General features: G+C 60.2%; 12 protein-coding genes and 1 rRNA gene. 2 read left to right on the top strand and 11 right to left on the bottom strand.

The window, feature by feature from the left end; genetic code table 11:
* Window positions 1–5: 5 nt before the first annotated feature.
* Window positions 6–1523: a CoA-acylating methylmalonate-semialdehyde dehydrogenase gene (locus tag BMZ57_RS27855; RefSeq protein ID WP_010206536.1), complete on the bottom strand. Its 1518-nt coding sequence runs from the start codon at window positions 1521–1523 to the stop codon at window positions 6–8.
* Between the two features lie 131 nt (window positions 1524–1654).
* Between BMZ57_RS27855 and BMZ57_RS27860 the strand changes: the two genes are divergently transcribed.
* Window positions 1655–2602: a LysR family transcriptional regulator gene (locus BMZ57_RS27860; RefSeq protein WP_010206538.1), complete on the top strand. Its 948-nt coding sequence runs from the start codon at window positions 1655–1657 to the stop codon at window positions 2600–2602.
* 330 nt (window positions 2603–2932) lie between these two features.
* A complete protein-coding gene (locus BMZ57_RS27865) occupies window positions 2933–3223 on the top strand; it encodes a DUF3077 domain-containing protein (protein WP_010206539.1) in 291 nt (96 codons plus the stop codon).
* A gap of 45 nt (window positions 3224–3268) precedes the next feature.
* Here BMZ57_RS27865 and BMZ57_RS27870 read toward each other — a convergent pair whose 3' ends face one another.
* The 10 genes from BMZ57_RS27870 to rrf all read right to left on the bottom strand — a co-directional run bounded on the left by BMZ57_RS27870 (window position 3269) and on the right by rrf (window position 18338).
* Window positions 3269–4216 (bottom strand): LysR substrate-binding domain-containing protein, encoded by a 948-nt coding sequence (locus tag BMZ57_RS27870; protein WP_010206541.1) that lies wholly within the window; start codon window positions 4214–4216, stop codon window positions 3269–3271.
* Window positions 4216–5064, bottom strand: a complete 849-nt coding sequence (locus BMZ57_RS27875) for an EamA family transporter (protein WP_010206542.1) — start codon at window positions 5062–5064, stop codon at window positions 4216–4218. Before BMZ57_RS27875 ends, BMZ57_RS27870 begins: the two co-directional genes overlap by 1 nt.
* A 123-nt stretch (window positions 5065–5187) precedes the next feature.
* The gene (locus BMZ57_RS27880; protein ID WP_010206543.1) at window positions 5188–6066 is read right to left on the bottom strand and encodes a TauD/TfdA family dioxygenase; all 879 of its coding nucleotides are present in this window, start codon (window positions 6064–6066) and stop codon (window positions 5188–5190) included.
* A 349-nt stretch (window positions 6067–6415) separates the two neighbouring features.
* Window positions 6416–6907: an outer membrane lipoprotein YfiB gene (yfiB, locus tag BMZ57_RS27885; RefSeq protein ID WP_010206544.1), complete on the bottom strand. Its 492-nt coding sequence runs from the start codon at window positions 6905–6907 to the stop codon at window positions 6416–6418.
* Between the two features lie 4 nt (window positions 6908–6911).
* Window positions 6912–8174, bottom strand: a complete 1263-nt coding sequence (dgcN, locus tag BMZ57_RS27890; protein ID WP_010206545.1) for a diguanylate cyclase DgcN/YfiN — start codon at window positions 8172–8174, stop codon at window positions 6912–6914.
* On the bottom strand, window positions 8171–8746 hold the full coding sequence (gene yfiR, locus BMZ57_RS27895) for a regulatory sequestration protein YfiR (RefSeq protein ID WP_010206546.1): 576 nt from the start codon (window positions 8744–8746) through the stop codon (window positions 8171–8173). Before yfiR ends, dgcN begins: the two co-directional genes overlap by 4 nt.
* A gap of 142 nt (window positions 8747–8888) precedes the next feature.
* Window positions 8889–10958 (bottom strand): exodeoxyribonuclease V subunit alpha, encoded by a 2070-nt coding sequence (recD, locus tag BMZ57_RS27900; protein WP_069673198.1) that lies wholly within the window; start codon window positions 10956–10958, stop codon window positions 8889–8891.
* Window positions 10955–14629: an exodeoxyribonuclease V subunit beta gene (recB, locus tag BMZ57_RS27905; RefSeq protein ID WP_045791630.1), complete on the bottom strand. Its 3675-nt coding sequence runs from the start codon at window positions 14627–14629 to the stop codon at window positions 10955–10957. The genes recD and recB overlap by 4 nt, the downstream gene beginning before the upstream one ends.
* Window positions 14626–18078: an exodeoxyribonuclease V subunit gamma gene (recC, locus tag BMZ57_RS27910; protein WP_069673197.1), complete on the bottom strand. Its 3453-nt coding sequence runs from the start codon at window positions 18076–18078 to the stop codon at window positions 14626–14628. Before recC ends, recB begins: the two co-directional genes overlap by 4 nt.
* Window positions 18079–18222: 144 nt before the next feature.
* Window positions 18223–18338 (bottom strand): 5S ribosomal RNA (gene rrf / locus BMZ57_RS27915).
* Window positions 18339–18528: the final 190 nt, after the last annotated feature.

Consider the following 18528-nt stretch of genomic DNA (forward strand, 5'->3'; position numbering starts at 1 on the left):
CGGTATCAGCGCAGATTGATGGTGGTGTTGACGCCATCGTTGACCGTATCGTCATCGAACCAGCGGCTGGTGACGGTTTTGGTCTGGGTGTAGAACTGCACCACTTGCTTGCCGTACGGGCCGAGGTCGCCCAGCTTGGAACCGCGCGAACCGGTGAAGCTGAAGAACGGCACCGGCACCGGGATCGGGATGTTGATACCGACCTGACCCACGTCGATTTCGCTCTGGAACTTGCGCGCCGCCGCACCGCTCTGGGTGAACAGGCCGGTGCCGTTGCCGAAGGGGTTGGCGTTGACCAGCGCGATGGCTTCATCGAGGGTCGCCACTTCCAGCACCACCAGCACCGGGCCGAAGATTTCCTGGGTGTAGATCTGCATGGACGGGGTCACGCCCGAGAACAGGGTCGGGCCGACAAAGTTGCCTTGCTCGAAGCCCGGCACCTTGATGTCGCGGCCGTCCAGCTCCAGCTTGGCGCCTTCTTTCACGCCGCTTTCGATCAGCTCCAGGATACGTGCCTTGGCGCGTTTGGAGATCACCGGGCCCACATCGGTACCGGCTTCGCTGCCCGCGTTGACCTTGAGCTTCTGCGCCAGCGCCTTGAGGTCCGGCAGCCACTGCTTGGACGCGCCCACCAGCACCACCACCGAGGTGGCCATGCAACGCTGGCCCGCTGCGCCGAAACCAGCACCGACCAGAGCATTGAGGGTGTGTTCGCGGTTGGCATCGGGCAGTACCACCGCGTGGTTCTTGGCGCCCATCATCGATTGCACACGCTTGCCGTGTTTGCCGGCCAGGTCGTAGACGTGAGTGCCCACAGCCGTCGAGCCAACAAAGGACACGGCCTTGATGTCTTTATGGGTGCACAGCGCATCCACCACATCCTTGCCACCGTGCACCACGTTGAGCACGCCGGCCGGCACACCGGCTTCAAGCGCCAGTTCCACCAGCAGCATGGTCGACAGCGGGTCCTGTTCGGACGGTTTGAGGACGAAGGTGTTACCGCAGGCGATGGCCATTGGGAACATCCACAGCGGAATCATCGCCGGGAAGTTGAACGGGGTGATGCCGGCGCACACGCCGATGGGTTGGCGCAGGGTGTAGGTATCGACGCCACCGGCAACGTTTTCAGAGAACTCGCCCATTTGCAGGGTGCCGATGGAACAAGCGTGTTCGACCACTTCCAGGCCACGGAAAATATCGCCCTCGGCATCGGCAATGGTCTTGCCCTGCTCATTGCTGAGCACCACGGCAATGCGCTTGGAATGTTCGCGGATCAAGGCTTGCAGCTTGAGCATGATGCGCATGCGCGCGCCGATCGGCGTCAGCTTCCAGGTCTGGAAGGCGCGATGGGCGGCGTCGATGGCAGCGTTGACTTCATCGGCAGTGGCGAACGGGACTTTGGCCAGCACCTCTTGAGTGGCCGGGTTAACGATGTCTTGCCATTCGGTGGTCTTGGACTCGACCCACTCGCCGTTGATCAGCAACTTGACCTGTTGCACGGAAATATCGGCAGATGCGTTCATGTGGTCTCCAGAATCTTGTAGTTATGCAGAGACAAGGCGCGTAAACCGCCTTGGGAATGAGGCGTTCGGACAGTTTTTGGAGTATAGATGTGCAAATCTCTAATAAGAACGCACATAAAAGCCGGACCAATATGCAAAAAAACATCACGTCGCTGGGCTCCCTGAACTGGGATGACCTAAAGTTTTTCCTCGAAGTGGCCCGCACCCGCAAGGCCAGCGTGGCCGCCAAGCGCCTGGCGGTGGACTACACCACGGTGTCGCGGCGTATCAGTTCCCTGGAAGTGTCCCTCGGCACCCTGCTGTTCGAAAAATCCCGGACCAACGGCTTCGTCCTCACCACCGAAGGCCAACGTTTGCTGGGCTATGCCGAGTCCATCGAAAGCACCCTGCACATGGCCTGCGAGCAAGTCTCCGGCTCCGGCGTGGCGCTGTCCGGCCACGTGCGCATGGGCTGCACCGAAGGATTCGGCAGCTTCTTCGTCACTCCGCAGTTGAGCCACTTCGTCGACACCTACCCGGCCATCTCGGTGGACATCCTGCCCCTGCCCCACTTCATCAGCCTGTCCAAGCGCGAAGCCGACATCGTCATCGCCTTGGAGCGCCCGGAACACGGGCCCTATGTGTGCTGCAAACTGTGCGACTACAAACTGCAGCTGTACGCGACCCAGGACTATCTGGACCAACACCCGCCCATCCGCAAACCCGCCGATTTGGCCGAACATCCGTTTATCAGCTATGTGGATGACCTGGCGTTCAGTTCGGAGCTGCTGTACCTGGCGAACGTGGTGCCCGGCGCCAGCGCCAGCCTACGCAGTACCAGCGTGATCGCGCAGTACGTGGCGGCGCAGCAAGGGCGGTCGATGGCGATATTGCCGTGTTTTCTCGCGGCGCAGGATCCACGGCTGCTGCCAGTGCTGGGGGAGCAGATTACGATTACGCGGCAGTTCTGGATGTATTGCCGAGAGGACTTGAGGAAGCTGAAACGGATTACGTTGTTGTGGGATTACATCCGCGAGGTGACTGAGCAGAATCAGGGGTTGTTGATGGGGGAGACGCGGGAGATACGGTTTGCGGATTAAAGGGCCATCAACGACGATTCGCTTTAAATTGCAGGACGTTTCCTAGAGACTCTCCACCCTATTGCGCCCTATCGTCTGGGTCACTAGCCTCCTGACTTCGCTGTACATCAGCGATCGGGTTTAGCGATCCGGGCTTCAGGCGTGTCACCGCTCCCAACACTATCAGCCGGCGTTTGCCCGCTTTTAACGTTTTATGGTGGCTGTGTGCTGGAGACCTTCGAGTCTACCCGGGGTGCTCCTGGCCCGGATCGCTAACCTGCACACAGCTGCCACCCTCTTCATGTTTAGCGATGTGATGTGGCGGCTCTACTTCAGCAGAGAGCAATCGTCATGACTAAAATCGTCCCCGACCCACCGATCTCCTCCATCTCCACCCTCGGCGTCGTCACCTTCGGAGACTACGGCGAAAACCAAAAACCCCTGTTCCGCGTCAACGCCGGCATGCCGATTGAGGAAGCTTTGGAACACGCCTCCACCCTACTTTTTTACTCCAAGAAACTCGCGATGGAAGCCGCCATGGATGTCCGCGGCGAGCAATACGCATGGGCTGCGCATTACCTGTGTGAAATGGGCAAGGCCGTGGTAGATGACCTGACGCAGGCGATGACACCGGGCCGGTAAGCGAATACCGTTCGAATGCGGGAGGAGCCTTGCTCCTTCCTACATTTAAATCGCACCAGCCCCGGCAATTTGCGGATACCGAGCCCGAACTTCGCGCAAAAACTTATTCGCACTGGTCTTGAGCCATTCAATCAACCGAGCGATATCCGGCTCTAACTGCCGGCCGTTTTGACAGATGATGTAGTACGCCGCTGGCGACATCATCACGGGGCTTTTCAACGCAACCAACGCGCCGTCTGCCAATAGGTCATATACCAACGCAGTCCTGCCCAGTGCAATGCCTGTGCCCTTCACCGCCAGACTGATCGCCAGGCTCGAATCCGGAAATCGCGGCCCATGGTGATAAGGCGGCGCCGCCAACCCCTGAAACGCAAACCAGCTTTCCCACCCCGGACACACCTGATCGTCCACCCGATGAATCAGCGGGTACCGGGCGACATCCTCCAGTGAAATATCCCCCTTCAACCGCAGAAATTCTGGCGAGCAAACGGGAAATACCGCGTCGCACATCAGCAATTCAACATGGTGATCCGGATAATCGCCGTACCCCATCACCACCGCGACATCGTATTGATGAGCTTCCAGGCTGGTGCTGTTCATATCGGCGCTAGTCAACACCAGATCGAGGTTGAACGAGGCCTCTGTGTGCGACCCATGCATCCTGGGGATTAGCCACGTCGAGCAGAGAGAAGACGTGCACGAGAGGTACAACGGTCGGGATTTACCGGGGTTGAGCGATTGCAGTACCCCATCCAGCGCCTTGAAAAAGCCATCGGTAACCGGCAACAAGGCTTGCCCCGCTGGCGTCAGCTTGACGCCGCGTGAATGCCGCTCAAACAACTGCACGCCCCACCATTCCTCCAAGCCTGCAATTTGATGACTAATGGCGCTGGCAGTGAGGTTAAGGTCAGAAGCCGCACGCGCAAAACTACCGGCTTGCGCAGCGCTGACGAACGCTTGAAGCATCGGTGTGGGAGGCGGACGCTGAGCCATCAGGTGCTCACTTTGATCAAGATGATCCCGCTAACAATGACGAATGCCGACAGCATCCGTCGCCAACCGAACCGTTCATGAAAGAACAGCGCGGCAATAATGGCGCCGATAATAACACTGGTTTCCCGCAGCGCTGAGACCTTGGCCACCGCGTCCAGCGACAATGCAAACAACACCAATGCGTAGGACGCCAAGTAAAAAACGCCGCCTAATAGGCCGACTCGCCAGTGCCCACGTATCGCTTGAGCCAAAGCCGAGCGCTCTTTGGAAAACGCCAGCAGTGGGATCGGAATACTCTGGAACACCGTCAGGTAGACGATGTACTGCAACACCGTCTCACTGGTTCTTACACCTTTGGCGTCCACTACAGTGTAAGACGCGATAAACGCTCCAGCGCACACCGCCATCAGGATCGGCTTGAACATCTGCGCCGTCATCCGACGCACAAAGGTCAGGCTGATAATTCCCACACATATCAGCGACACACCCACCAGTGCCTGAACTGACAACTGTTCATGCAACAGAAAGTAGGAAAACAGCGCGACCAATACCGGCGGTACCCCACGCATCACCGGGTAAACCTGACCGAAGTCACCCGTTTCGTACGCTTTGATCAGAAATAATCGATAGACCGTATTGAGTACCACGGAGACGAGGATATAACCCCCTACTTCCAGGCTCGGTACACTGACAAGCGGCAACGCCAACAGGCATATCACCAGCGCGGTGCCATCCACCATGGCCAAGGTCATGAAGCGACTGCTACCGGCACGGACTACGGCGTTCCAAGTGGCGTGCATAAAGGCAGAGATCAGGACCAGCGTGATCGCGATATCGGAGTTTTCCATGGGGTTCGGCTTATGGCGGATAGAGGGGGGGATGTAACTTAGGCGCCTCGAGGCATCATTGTTTGCGTAACCACATCCGTAGCATGTAGCGATTTAGATCGTTCAAGGACTCGCCATCATCAATCACACAACGTGGAATATCATATCTATAAAGTGCGTGCGGGTATGGAGAAACTTGTTATCGGCTGAAATGAGTACCTGCCCTGGTTCCAGCAACACTCGATGCTGAACCGATGACTGATCGAGAACGGTGTCCAGAAAGTCTAGCGCTTGGGATTGGGCCATGGTTAATGGCACTCCCGCCTTAAGGTGAGCGGACTCAATGTAGACGCGAAAGTATCTGACCAGTGGAATACCTTCATCGGAAAAACTCAGGATAGGCGCTTTGAACAACTGCTCCTCATCTGACATGCCGCGGTTTTCAAAAAAGAAGTCGCATTTAAGTTCTTCCAGTATTTCTGGAAACGCCATCAGCTCCGCGTATACCGCGCTTGCATCAATCAGAATGCTCTCACCTCCCAAAAGCGCTTTTTGTCCGCACGCCAGTATCAAGTAATCGATAGGCAACGGGTCGCTCACTCCATCGTTGTGCACATAGGCACCTTGGCGGGTTTGATGGTATCTCGCACCATCTTCAATGCTCTTACCGCCCCTGTCATAAACCTCAATCACCTTATGACCGAGATGGTTCTGCACCATTGGCACACCGAGTAGAGAACCAAATGTCCATATCAGCGATTTGAAACTCGAAAGTTTGTCGACCTTAAAGCCATCAAGAATCAAAACATGGCTTTCATGATCGATCATGGTTCGGATTCTATCTAGCTCCTTGCTCAGGACGGGTGATTGTAGAGGATTGATGTGCGCGGCTTTGGTATCGAATCGAATTCCCTGACTTTCAGACTCGAACAACGCTCTTGCGCTCAACAGCTCATTAAAAGCACTGTGTGAAAGCCTAGTTTTAAAAACCTCTTGGCGGAAGTTACTGACGTTTATGCTCATCGCAGTCCTTTACGGTGGTTACTTGGAGCGGCCATTTAACTAAGCCCACCCTTTGCGAAAAAGCGAAACTTCGTCAGCCTAGCCATCAAGATTCGTCATGGCAGACTTCTCCTACAGGAAACATGCTTGACGATCTTTGCTGAGATACGGTGATGGTGCGTCAACGCAGGCGATGACATCGGGCCGGTAAGCGAACGCTGTAGCCAGGCACCGCAAAACCCACTGTGGGAGCTGGCTTGCCGGCGATGGCAGTGTGTCAGTCAGTACATCCCGTACTGAGACACCGCTATCGCCGGCAAGCCAGCTCCCACAGTTGATTGGGTTTTACATTGAGGTCGGTAGGACGGGCTCAGTCCGCGATCACCACAATCGACACCCGCCGATTTTCGGTGCGTCCCGCCACTGTGTCGTTGGACGCCACTGGCTGGCTGCTGCCCAGCCCGCGCAGCTGGATGTTTTCTTCTTTCATGCCCACGCCGGTCAACACCGTCGCCACACTTTTGGCACGGCGCAGGGACAGTTGCTGGTTGTAGGTTTCCTTGCCCGACGCGTCGGTGTGGCCGTCGACGCGAACGCGTTCGATACCCACGCCCAGCAGGGCTTTGCCGATACGCTGGACAATCTCGGTACTGGGTTGGTTGAGCGTCTCGACGTCACTGCCGAACAGCACTTTGCCGGACAGGCCGAATGCCCAGCCGTCATCGGTCAGCTCGAAGCCCTGCTGCTTGAGGACGGCCACTTGCGCTGGGGTCAGGCCTTTGGGTGGCGGCGTCTGGCAGCCGCCAAGGGCGAGCAGTGCCACGAGCAGGGTGATAAACATGAAACGCGCGGTCGAGAACAAGGTGTCAGCTCCTGTGTTGAACGTTGGCGGCCGAGTGCTCCGACTCCGCCGTTTGCTGGCCGCCCGAAGACAAACGTTTGGCCTGGTACATCGCCGCGTCGGCGGCATTGAGCAAGGCACCTGGGGTGGCACCATGATCGGGGTAGATGGCGATGCCGATGCTAAGGGACGTCAGTACCTGGGTGTTGCCTGGCACGGGGATCGGCAGGTCCATGCTGGCGATGATCTTGTCGGCAATACGCTCGGCGTCTTGCGCCTTGTGCAACGGCGCCAGCAGGATGGCGAACTCATCGCCGCCCAAGCGCGCCACCAGGTCATCTTCACGCAATTGCGCACGCACGCGCTCCGCGACGGCGACGAGGACTGCGTCGCCGGCGGCGTGGCCAAAGCTGTCATTGATCTCTTTGAAGCGGTCGCTGTCGAGGTAAAGCACCGCCACCTGTTCTTTGGCCTTGGCCGCACTGCGCAGCGCCCGAATCAAACGGCCTTCGAAAAAAGCACGGTTGGGCAGGCCGGTGAGGCTGTCGTGGTTGGCCTGATGGGCGAGGGATTCGTTTTCGCTTTGCAGATGGCTTTGCCAGGCTTCCATCTCGCCGAGCAAGGCGTTGAAGTCACTGCCCAGGCTGTCGAGTTCGGCGATTTTTGCCGGGGGTACGCGGCGGTCGAAGTCGCGTTCACTGCGCGCGGCGTGGGCCACCGCGGCGAGGCTTTGCAGCGGGCCGGTGATGCCGCGCAACAGGCGCCGCGCCAGGTGCAGGGCGATCCACGCGCTGAGCGCAGTGCAGATGAGGATCCCGGCCAGGCCGCTGAGCAGGAAGCGCAGCAAGCTGCCGCCGTGACCGGTGAGGTGGGTGCTGCCGATGACTTGACCTTGATGCAGGATCGGCTGGCTGATGGGTTGTTCGAGCAGGGTATGCGCCAGCTCCAGCTCGACCCGAGAAAGCATGCCGGTTTCCGGGCGTATCCACTTCGCCAACAACGTGCCGTTGACATCGAAGACTTCGGCCTCGGCCACTTCTTCGGTGGAGGCGATCAGGCTGAGGGCTTCGGTGGCCGCCGCGCTGTCGTTGAACACCACCGCCGCTTCCACGGTGTAATTGATGGAACGTGCGATCAGGTGCAGGTTGTGCTCGGCATAGACCCGCAACGCCAGCACCCCGAGCAAGGTCAGAGAGACACTCGCCAGGGTCACGGCCACCAGCGCCAGGATCAGGTGTCCTCGGCCGATGACGGAACCCAGGGTCGGCCGCACTTTGACAACCGTCATGACGCAGGCGCTCGGCGACGGGACAACTGCAGCACGCTCGGGTGAATGCGTACACCGCTGCGGGCGACGGAGTCGAGGTTGACCTCGAACGAAACCTGCTCATCGCTCACCCGCAGACAGAACAGACTGCCCACCGTGCATTGGTCGCCACCTTCGCTGATGCTCAGTACCGGATGGCCGATCAACGACGTGAACAGCTGGCTGCGCTCATCGGCACTGAGTTTGCCGATGTACACCGCGTCACAGGCATTGACGATATCCGGATGGTTGGCCAGCAGGCGCTGAACCACGACGGGACGGCCGGTGGCCTGGGTGGTGCCTTTGATCAAATCGTCGGTGTACTGGGTCGGGCCAACAATACACAGGCGCAATTGCGCAGGCTCTACCGGCCAGCGCGCATAACTGAGGATACCCAGTACCACTTGGGTGACCGCCTGGGCGCGGTGTGCGGCAAGGCCTGCAGGGTCGGATGCCTGGGCGCAGGCGTGTGGCGCGAGCACACACAGGACCGCCACCAGTAGCAGGCGTCTCCAGCTCAAACTGCGCTCTGTGGACGCGACAGCCACGTTCATGCAGCGATTCTCTCAGGTGTTTTTATAAATGATGCCGCAACGATAGCACAGCGGCGGAAAACCCCACGAAGACGGGCGTTGGCGGGGCTCGCTATTTTTTCAGAAAAATCAGACGCCTGAATAAGAAATATTGCATGAGCTGTCAGTCAGTTTTTTCTGATTCGTGACCCAACTCCAGCATCAACCCACTCAAACGCTTGACCTTACGCCTGACGGCTTCTTCAAACACGCCGCCTCGGGGCTCGATCAGGCTGAACCAACGCTTGGCCCGAGTGATGCCGGTATAGATCAGCTCTTTAGTGAGCACCGGGCTCAACGCATCCGGCAGGATCAGCGCGGTATGCGTGAATTCCGAGCCCTGGGACTTATGCACGGTCATGGCGTACACGGTTTCCACATCGTTCAGACGGCTGGGCAACACAAAACGCACGCCGCCCTGGCCGTCGTTACGCGGGAAAGCCACGCGCAGCACCTGGGGACCGCCGTCGCTTTCGGGCAATTTGAGGGCGATGCCGATGTCACCGTTCATCAAGCCCAGGCCGTAATCGTTACGGGTCATCAGCACCGGGCGCCCCTCGTACCATTGTTCGTCGCCGTCGATCAGCCGTACCTTGCGCAGGGCGGCGGTGATGCGCAGGTTCAGGCCTTCCACGCCCCAGGGGCCTTTGCGTACCGCGCAGAGCAGTTGGAACGCGTCGAAAGCTTGCAGCAGTTGTTGCGCCCAGTGGGTCCAGGCGTCGCTTTCGCGCGGTGTTTCCGGCGACGGACGCGCGCTTTGCAACAGGTTGAGGTAATAGCGATAGCCCTCGGCACCCTCGCCCTGCCCGTCCAGCACCAGGCGTTCCAGGGCGTGATCGTGTTCGCCCTTGAGACTGACGCAAAACAGATCATCGTGACTGCGCGCAGCAAACAGTTTGCGGGCTTCTTCAGGGTTTTGCTGGTTGACCCAGCGCGCCAGTTGGCCGATGCCACTGCCTTCGCCGAAACGTCGCGAGTAACGCAGCATCACCACTTGCTGGGCCAGGGGATGGCTGCCGTCGAGGTCTTCCTGCAGGCCGCTGGCGCTGAGGTCTTCACCGCTGACGGCCTGCAGCCATTGGCGCGTCTCGGCGCTGTAGAAACCGGCTTCGGCGTCGCGGCACAAATCACCGAGCACGGCGCCCGCTTCTACCGACGCCAGTTGGTCCTTGTCGCCCAACAGCACCAGGCGTGCATGGGGCGGCAAGGCGTCGAGCAGGTTGGCCATCATTTCCAGGTCGATCATTGAGGCTTCGTCCACCACCAGCACATCCAGCGGCAATGGGTTGCCGATGTGATGACGAAAATGCCGCGTGCCCGGACGACTGCCCAGCAGGCGGTGGACGGTGGTGACCTGGGTTGGGATTTTTTCCTTCACGCTGTCAGGTACTTTCAGCGACAGCACTTGTTGGCTGATGGACTCGGTGAGGCGTGCGGCGGCCTTACCGGTGGGCGCGGCCAGGCGAATGCGCAGTGGGCTGCCGACTTCCACAGCCGGCGCCTGCAACAGCGCGAGCAAGCGCACCACGGTGGTGGTCTTGCCAGTGCCGGGGCCGCCGGTGACGATGCTGAATGCGCCGCGAGTGGCCAACGCGCAGGCGAGTTTTTGCCAGTCGATCACGCCGTCGGGCGGTGGTTGGTCGAACAGGCTGTTGAGGCGCTGCGGCAAATCAGCGGCGACACTCTCCTGAGTAGCGAGACGCAGGCGCAGGGCGGTGTCGATGCGCCGTTCGTAGGTCCAGTAGCGGCGCAGGTACAGGCGCTTGCCGGAGAGTACCAAAGGGCGACTTTGGGCGGATTCGCGGCCATCGACTGCCAACGCCACCAAGTGACTGGCGGCCAGCGCGTGGCACCAGTGGGCGCCGTCCAGGCCGTCGAGCAACTGCGACGGCAGCAGCATGGCGCCGGTTTGCAGGTCGCCTTCAGGCGGCAACGACAGGGCGAAATCCGGCGCCTTGAGGGTTTCGAACAGGTCAAGGCAGACATGGCCGTGGCCCAATTGATGGCTGGTCAGCGCGGCGGCCAGTAGCATCAGCGGGTCCGCCTGTGGATCAAGCTCGTGCAGGAAACCGACAAAGGCTTTGTCCAAGGCACGCAACCAGCCACGGTCGACCCAACGTTCCAGTAATTGCACCAGGTCGGCGGCGCGGCTGAGGGGCGTCAGTTCCTCCAGCGGTAACGGCAACAGGCTCATAACAACACTCCTTGTTCCCAGGCGGGCTCAACCTTGGGCGGGATGGGCTTGCCCTGGAACAGCAGGTCCAGGCCTTCAATCAATTCCCGCGGCGGTCGGGTGAAATACGCACCCTGACTCGCGGACTGCGTACCCCGCAGGAAAATGTACAACGCACCGCCGACATGGCGGTCGTAGTCGTAGTCCGGCAGGCGCGCCTTGAGTTGGCGGTGCAGGGCCAACAGGTAAAGCACGTATTGCAGGTCGTACCGATGATCAAGGATCGACTGTTCCATGGCATCAAAGGTGTAGGCCGAATCGTCGGGGCCCAGCCAGTTGGATTTGTAGTCGGCCACGTAATAGCGGCCGTCATGTTCGAAGGTCAAATCGATGAAGCCCTTGAACATACCGTTGAGCAGCACCGGCTCTGCGGCGACGCGGGATACACCGTTGTGGGTGTATTGGCAGACCAGCTTGTCGAGGGCGAGTACGTCGACCTTGTGGCTGGCGAACCAGAATTCCATCTCGATCTGGTACTGCTGCAAACCACTGAGGGAGACGTGGCTGTTATTCACAGGCAATGGCGTTTGCAGCAGGTGGCCGAGCCAGCTGCTGAGGGTAATGATCCAGCCTTCCCAGTTGCGCCGGTTGCAGCGGGCGCCCACGGCCTTTTCGATCGCCTCGGGCGTGACGTTGAATCCGTCCTCCCCTGCCCATTCCAGCAGGCCGTGCAGGAAGGTCCCTGGGTTAGGGCCGCGTGGGAAACGGTGAATGTCGCCGCCGGATGCCGCCACTTCGCGCGGTGCGTCGGGATCGAGGCGTTCGTCATCAAACAGCTTTTGGGCCTGCGGGCTTTCCGGTGCTTCGAGGGTGGCGGCGCTCATGCTGTCGCCGATGCGCAAGGCGCTGTAGGAAGCAATCCACCAGTTTTCTGCAGCCTTGCGTTTGGGCAGGAGGGGCGCTCGCAGCGTGGCTTCGTTGCGGGGTGGGTGGAAGAGGTTGTCTTGCGCTTCGGGCACCTGGCCATAGTGGATTGCCGTGCACCCTTCTTGAAGGTCCAAGAGCCAGCGCGCCAAGCCGGCGGACTCACCCAGTGATGCTCCTGCGCCAAGCAAATAGCCCAGCGCCGACAGGTGCAGTACGGAGTTGTTGCTGTTGCCGCGCTTGAGGTCGGCGATACCCAGCCAGCACGCATGCTTGGCGCGGGTCAGGGCTACGTAGAACAGGCGCAGGTCTTCGGCCAGCCGTTCGTTGTCCGCCTGGGCGATCAGCTCAGGCGTAGGGCGCAGGCTGACGTGGGATTTGCCGTTTTCATCATGGTAATGAAGGGGCAATCGGCTACCGTCCACGGGTTTGGCTGAGCAGATGAAGGGCAGGAAAACCAGGTCGTATTCCAGGCCCTTGGATTTGTGGATGGTCACGACCTTGACCAGTTGTTCATCACTTTCCAGGCGCAGGATTTGTTCTTCGCCCGCCTGGCCGGAAAGTGCCAGGTGCTCGGCCAAATGGCGGATCAGTGCCTGCTCGCCATCAAGTTCAGAAGCTGCCTGTTGCAGCAGTTCACTGAGGTGCAGCAGGTTGGTCAGCACACGCTCACCGTCACTGCGTGCGATCAGGGTTTGCGGCAGCTTGAAGTCGTGCAGCAGGCGACGCAGCATCGGCAGCACGCCTTGGGTGCGCCAGATCGTGCGGTAGCCACGGAACTGCATGACGCGGCTTTCCCACGCCAGCTCGTCCTGGTTCAGGCGCTCCAGTTCTGCCAGTGACAGGTTGAGCGTGACGCAGGCCAGAGCGGCGCGCAGCGGGCGTTCGACATCCGGCTCGGCGCAAGCCTTGAGCCAAGCCAGCAGGTCGTGGGCCTCCTGTGCGGCGAAGACGGAGTCCTTGTCGGACAGGTAGACGCTGCGCACTCCACGGGCGGCCAATTCGCCGCGTACGGCTTGGGCTTCCTTGCCGTCGCGCACAAGGATCGCGATGTCTGACGGGCGTACACCTTTGAAGCTGCCGTCCGGTTGTAGGAAACCTGCGCTGCCTTGCTGCCCGCCGTTGAGCAACTCAACAATGTGCGTGGCACAGGCGGCCGCCAGCTGCTGACGATAAATCACGTTGGAAACCGGCTGGTCGGTGGGTAAGTGCCAGAGGTTCATCGCGGGCAGCGTTTGCCCACCGACCTGCAACTGTTCCTTGCGCCCCTGGGACAGTACCGAGTGGAACGGCACCGGGTTTACACCATCGGGCTCGCGGAACAGGAATGCACCACGGCCCGTTTCCGCACGCTGAAACACATGGTTCACTGCCTCGACCATCGCGTGGCTGGAGCGGAAGTTGGTGCCCAACGTGTGGTGGCGGCCGGTGGTGGACTGACGGGCGCGCAGGTAGGTGTAGATATCGGCGCCACGGAAGGCGTAGATCGCTTGCTTGGGGTCGCCGATCAGGAACAGGCCACTGTCGAGGTGGTTTTCTTCAATGCGGTAGATACTGTCGAAGATGCTGTATTGCACCGGGTCGGTGTCCTGGAACTCGTCGATCAGGGCCACCGGGAATTGCTCGCGGACCACACTGGCCAGGCGTTCGCCGCCGTCGGCTTGCAGCGCGGCGTTGAGGCGGATGAGCATGTCGTCGAACCCCATTTCGGCGCGACGGCGTTTTTCTTCTTCAAAGCGTTTGCCCACCCAGCCGGCGGCGTGTTGCAACACGGCGGCGTCGGGGGTCGGCAGCGCATCGAGAGCCGCCTTGAGACCGGCCATGGCGTCGATGCCAGGATGCTGCGGTGGCTCGCCTTTCCAGGCTTCGGCCATGCCGTCAGGCGTCAGGCGCGTGAAGCCGGTGCCGATGTCGAGTTGTTCGAGGGTTTCGTCAGCAGCCCAGGCACTGATTTTTTCGAACCAGGGTTCGAAGTAGCGCGCCTGCATCTTGCGCCCGTCGACGGCTTTGGCGGCCACGGCTTGCAGGCAGATGTCGCGCAGCTCAGTGGCCCATTGTTGCCAAGGCGCCTTGAGGGTTGTCAGCGCTTCGCGGCGCTCTTGCAGGCAAGCCGTGATCAGTTCTGCGGGCTCGCGGGTTTCATCCGTCGGCCGCTCGCTGCCGAACAACGCGCGTACCCGTGGCATCAACGCAGCAGGTCCACCCCAGTGACTGCGCACCCAGTTGAGTGCGTCGTCATGCATCGGGTAGCAGAACAGCCGCCAGTAATCGCGCAACACTTCGCCGAGCAAGTCGCTGTGGTCGGTTTCCAGGGTCTGGGTGAACAGGCTGCCGCTGTCGAACGCATGTTCGCGCAGCATGCGCTGACACCAACTGTGGATGGTCGAGACGGCGGCTTCGTCCATCCACTGGGCGGCGATGTCCAGGCGGTTGGCGCAGGCAGGCCATTGTTCGGGTAGGTAATCCGCGCGCAGATCGGCGATCAGGGCGTCTGGCTGTTCAATCTCTTCGCGAAAAAAACGAGCGGCTTCGGCCAGGCGGATGCGGATGCGTTCGCGCAGTTCTTTGGTGGCGGCATCGGTGAAGGTCACCACCAGGATCTGCGGCGGCAGCAGTTCGCGGCCAAAGCTTGATTCATCGCCACCGTGGCCGAGGACCAGGCGCAGGTAGAGGGCGGAGATGGTGAAGGTCTTTCCGGTACCGGCGCTGGCTTCAATCAGCTGGCTGCCTTTGAGCGGAAAGGCCAGGGCCAAGGGTTTGCTGGTCATGCGCTGGCCTCCTCGCCGGTGAGTGATCGCCACGGGGCGTTGAGCAGCGGGCGATACAGGGTTTCGCACCAACCTTCGAATTCTTCACTGGCGATGAGTGTGGCGTAATCGGGGAATTGCCGGGTGAGCGCCGGCGTTTCGCGGCGTTCGCCTTCGTTGTTGAGCCCATCACCTTCGTAGGTTTTAACTGCGGCTGCTTCGGCCTTGACGGGGTCGGTCTGGCTGAGCCACGCGAAAGCGGTTTTGACGGCCACGGGCAACGGTTTGCTCATTCCGGCATGCCAGGCGAGCAGCAAGTGGCCGAGGACTTCCTGGGCATTGGCTTTATCCAGAGGCGGCAGCAGCAGGGTGTCATCGCTAGCCACCAAGCCGGTGCTCAGCGGCAGACCGCACGCACAGGCAACCAGGTGATTGACCCAAGGGCGAATCAGGCGATGCCACTTGCGGGTCTTGATCGAGCCGATGCTGTTGGGAATGGTGGTAACGCTTAGCAACCCGCCATCACTGCGTCGATGCAGACCGCTGATCCAGCCTTCCAACTGCACGCCGTGATGCTCAAAACTGACCGGTTCGGCACCGGTGTGCGGGGTAGGCCAGAGGGCGAGCAATTGCTGATAGCGTCGCAACAGATCGGGTAAAGGCTCGATCAGTTCGTTGCGCAGGCATTCGCCGAAACCAACCATCGGCAACAGGCCACTGCCTTGCAGGCGCAGGGCCTGGGCGTTCAGGGTCTGGTCGAGCTGATCGGGTCGGGTGAGCGCGGCGTTCAGCAGGCTGTCACTCAGGCTGTAGCGTTGCAGTGCGTCGAGAACAAAAGGCTCTTCGTCGGCCAGCGGCACTTCGGCGGCTTCGAAGAATACTTTCAGGCGCTGGCTGAAGAAGTGTTTGACCGGGTTGCGCAGGAAGTCTTGGAGCTGGCCGAGACTCAGGGGTTCTTCCTGTTGGTGGGGAGCCAGGTCGTGTTCTGTCGGGAGGGCATCGGAGGCTTCATGAAGCAACTGCCATTCGCGCGCGTAGCTGAACAGCGCATCGCCTTCATGGAAGTAGCGGGCGCTGAACGGTTGCAGCGGATGCTCTTGGGTCATGGCTTCGATCAGCGGTATGTCACTGTTTGCCAGGTGCCAGCCACTGGCGAGATGGTCACGCAGTTGGCCGATGAGTACCGACGCTGGGCGGTCACTGTTGTCGCGGATGCTGCGGCCGACCCAACTGACGTAGAGCTGGTCACGTGCTGAAAGCAGGGCTTCGAGCAGCAGGTAGCGGTCGTCTTCACGGCGTGAACGGTCGCCTGGGCGGTAGTCGCTGCCCATCAGGTCGAAGTCCAGCGGTGGTTGCGCGCGCGGGTAATCACCGTCGTTCATGCCGAGCAGGCAAACGAGCTTGAACGGGATCGCACGCATGGGCATCAGAGTGCAGAAATTGACAGCCCCGGCGAGGAAGCGTTGGGACAGGCGACCTTGGTCCAGCCCCGCAAGCCAGGCCTCGCGGACCACTGTGAGAGGTAATTCGTCTTGCAGGCCGACGGATTCGCAGGTCTCCAGCCAGGTTTCCCTGAGTTGTTCGAGTTGGCCCAGCAGGTAGTCATCGTGCTCGCTGCTGGGTAGGAAGAACAGTTGTATCAGGCGTTGCAAGCGCTCGCCCCATTGCGTCGGTGAAGCCGGCAGTGATAACGCTTGATGCGCATCGCTGAGTGCGTCGAGCAAAGCGACCAAAGGGCCGATGAGCGCCGCATCAAGGCCACCGATTTCGTCGTAGGGCTCGATACCATCACACGCGGCGCCGGTGCCGACGGCGTAACCGAGCAACATGCGGCGCAGGCCGAAACGCCAGCTGTTTTGTTCCAGTTCTTTTGGCAGGCCCAGACCGGCACGTTGTTCGGCGTTGAGCCCCCAGCGGATGCCGGCGCCTTCGATCCAGCGATGCAGCGTGGGCAGGTCGCGCTCCTTGATGGCGAAGCGTTCGCGCAGGGCCGGCACGTCGAGCAGATCGAGGATCTCGCTGACCGGGAAGCGGCTGTCGGGCAGTTTCAGCAGGTGTTCGACGGCGATGAGCAGCGGGTCACGGCCGCGTTGGCCTTGGTCGGTCAGGGTGAACGGGATGAAGCGTGGGTCATTGCGTTCGAGTTGGCCGAACACGGCGCGGATGTGCGGCGCATAGCTGTCGACATCCGGGACCATGACGATGACATCCCGCGGGCGCAGCGAGGGGTCGGCACTGAAGCGTTGGAGCAGTTGGTCGTGGAGAATTTCCACTTCGCGCTGCGCGCTGTGGGCGATGTGGAAGCGAATCGAGGTATCACGTTGCAGGTCGACAGCAGGCCATAGCTCGCGTGTTTCATTGAGTGGACGCAATTCCAGGATGTCGTCCTGGAGTTGATTGAGCAGTGTGGTGGGCTCGCTGTCGCTGAACAGGTCGATGCGGCCATCGCGGAATGCAGCGCGGTAGCTATTGGGGTCGTCGTAGCTGTCCAGCAGGCTGATGTAGTCACGGCCTTGTTTGCCCCAGGCGGCCAGTAGCGGGTGGGCGTGCTGGTGCAGGGTTTGTGGGTCGATGGTGACCGGCATGCCGGCTTTGCGCGCCTGGCGTTTGTATTCGTTACGCAGGAGGTCTTTGTCGGCGACGATGTCGGACCAATGGTGGCGGCAAGGGTTGTGCACGCAGAGCAGAACTTGGCTGAATCGCGCGAGGCCGGCGAGGGCTTCCAGTGCCTGGGCGGGCAACGAGGAAATGCCGAAAACGATGACTCGGGATGGCAGGCCCTCGGGCGCTTTTTCCAGTGTATTGATGCGCTCGATAAAGCGCTGATGAACGCCGGCGCGGCTTTCGGCCATGCCTTCTTCACCAACATCCAGCAGCAGTGCTCGCCATAGTTCGGCTTGCCAGCAGTTGGCAGGGTTGAGTGGCTTGGATTCGCCTCGACCGTTGCGCAGCTGGTGGCGGCCGGCAGCCCAGTCTTCGAGCCAATCGGCACGGTAGACCTGATATTGGTCGAACAGGTCAGCCAGACGCTCGGCGAGTTGGTAGCGTTTGCGTAAATCGGTGTCGTGGGTGAGAAAGCGCTGGAGTGGTTCGAAGTGCGGTTGATCGATAAGCTCCGGAAGCAGGCGCATGAGGCGCCACGTCAGCGGGGCTTTATCGAGCAGGGATTTGGGCGGAATTTCATCTTTTCCCAAGACCATACGGTAGAGCTGCCACATAAAGCTGCCGGGTAGTTGAACATCGATGGCGGCGGCGATGCCGCACCCCCCCATGTCGTCGTCTTCCGGATCTTCCGCCAGGGCCAGCTTGAGCCACTGGGCGATACCGTTGCTTTGGACCAGGGCGATTTCGTTTTCCAGGGGAGCCAGGGGGTAGCGGCGCATCCAGCTGACCACCAGGCTGCGCAGTTCGTCCAGGCGATTGCCGTGAACCACCATGAATCCAGCGCTGAGGGACGTCGCATCCGGCATAACGGCTTCCTTGGGAAAAGCGAAAATCGAGGGTGCGACTTTAGCACTGTGGGCAGTTGTTGGCGGAATTGCGATGTGAGCTGTCTTTCCGACCGCCCAAAACAAAACCCCATCTGCTTTCGCAGATGGGGTTTCGGAATTTAATCTTGACGATGACCTACTCTCACATGGGGAAACCCCACACTACCATCGGCGATGCATCGTTTCACTGCTGAGTTCGGGATGGGATCAGGTGGTTCCAATGCTCTATGGTCGTCAAGAAATTCGGGTACTGAGTCGTGACCTGATGGCCTCGCTTCAGCAAATTGGGTATGTGACAGATCGGTGTTTTGTGAGATATCGAACTTTCGGTTCGTATCATCTTCACACACCGCAATCTGATGCTCGTTAGAGTAGTCAAATTGCTTGGGTGTTATATGGTCAAGCCTCACGGGCAATTAGTATTGGTTA

This window comes from Pseudomonas simiae (genome assembly GCF_900111895.1).
In the GTDB taxonomy this organism is placed as follows: domain Bacteria; phylum Pseudomonadota; class Gammaproteobacteria; order Pseudomonadales; family Pseudomonadaceae; genus Aquipseudomonas; species Aquipseudomonas simiae.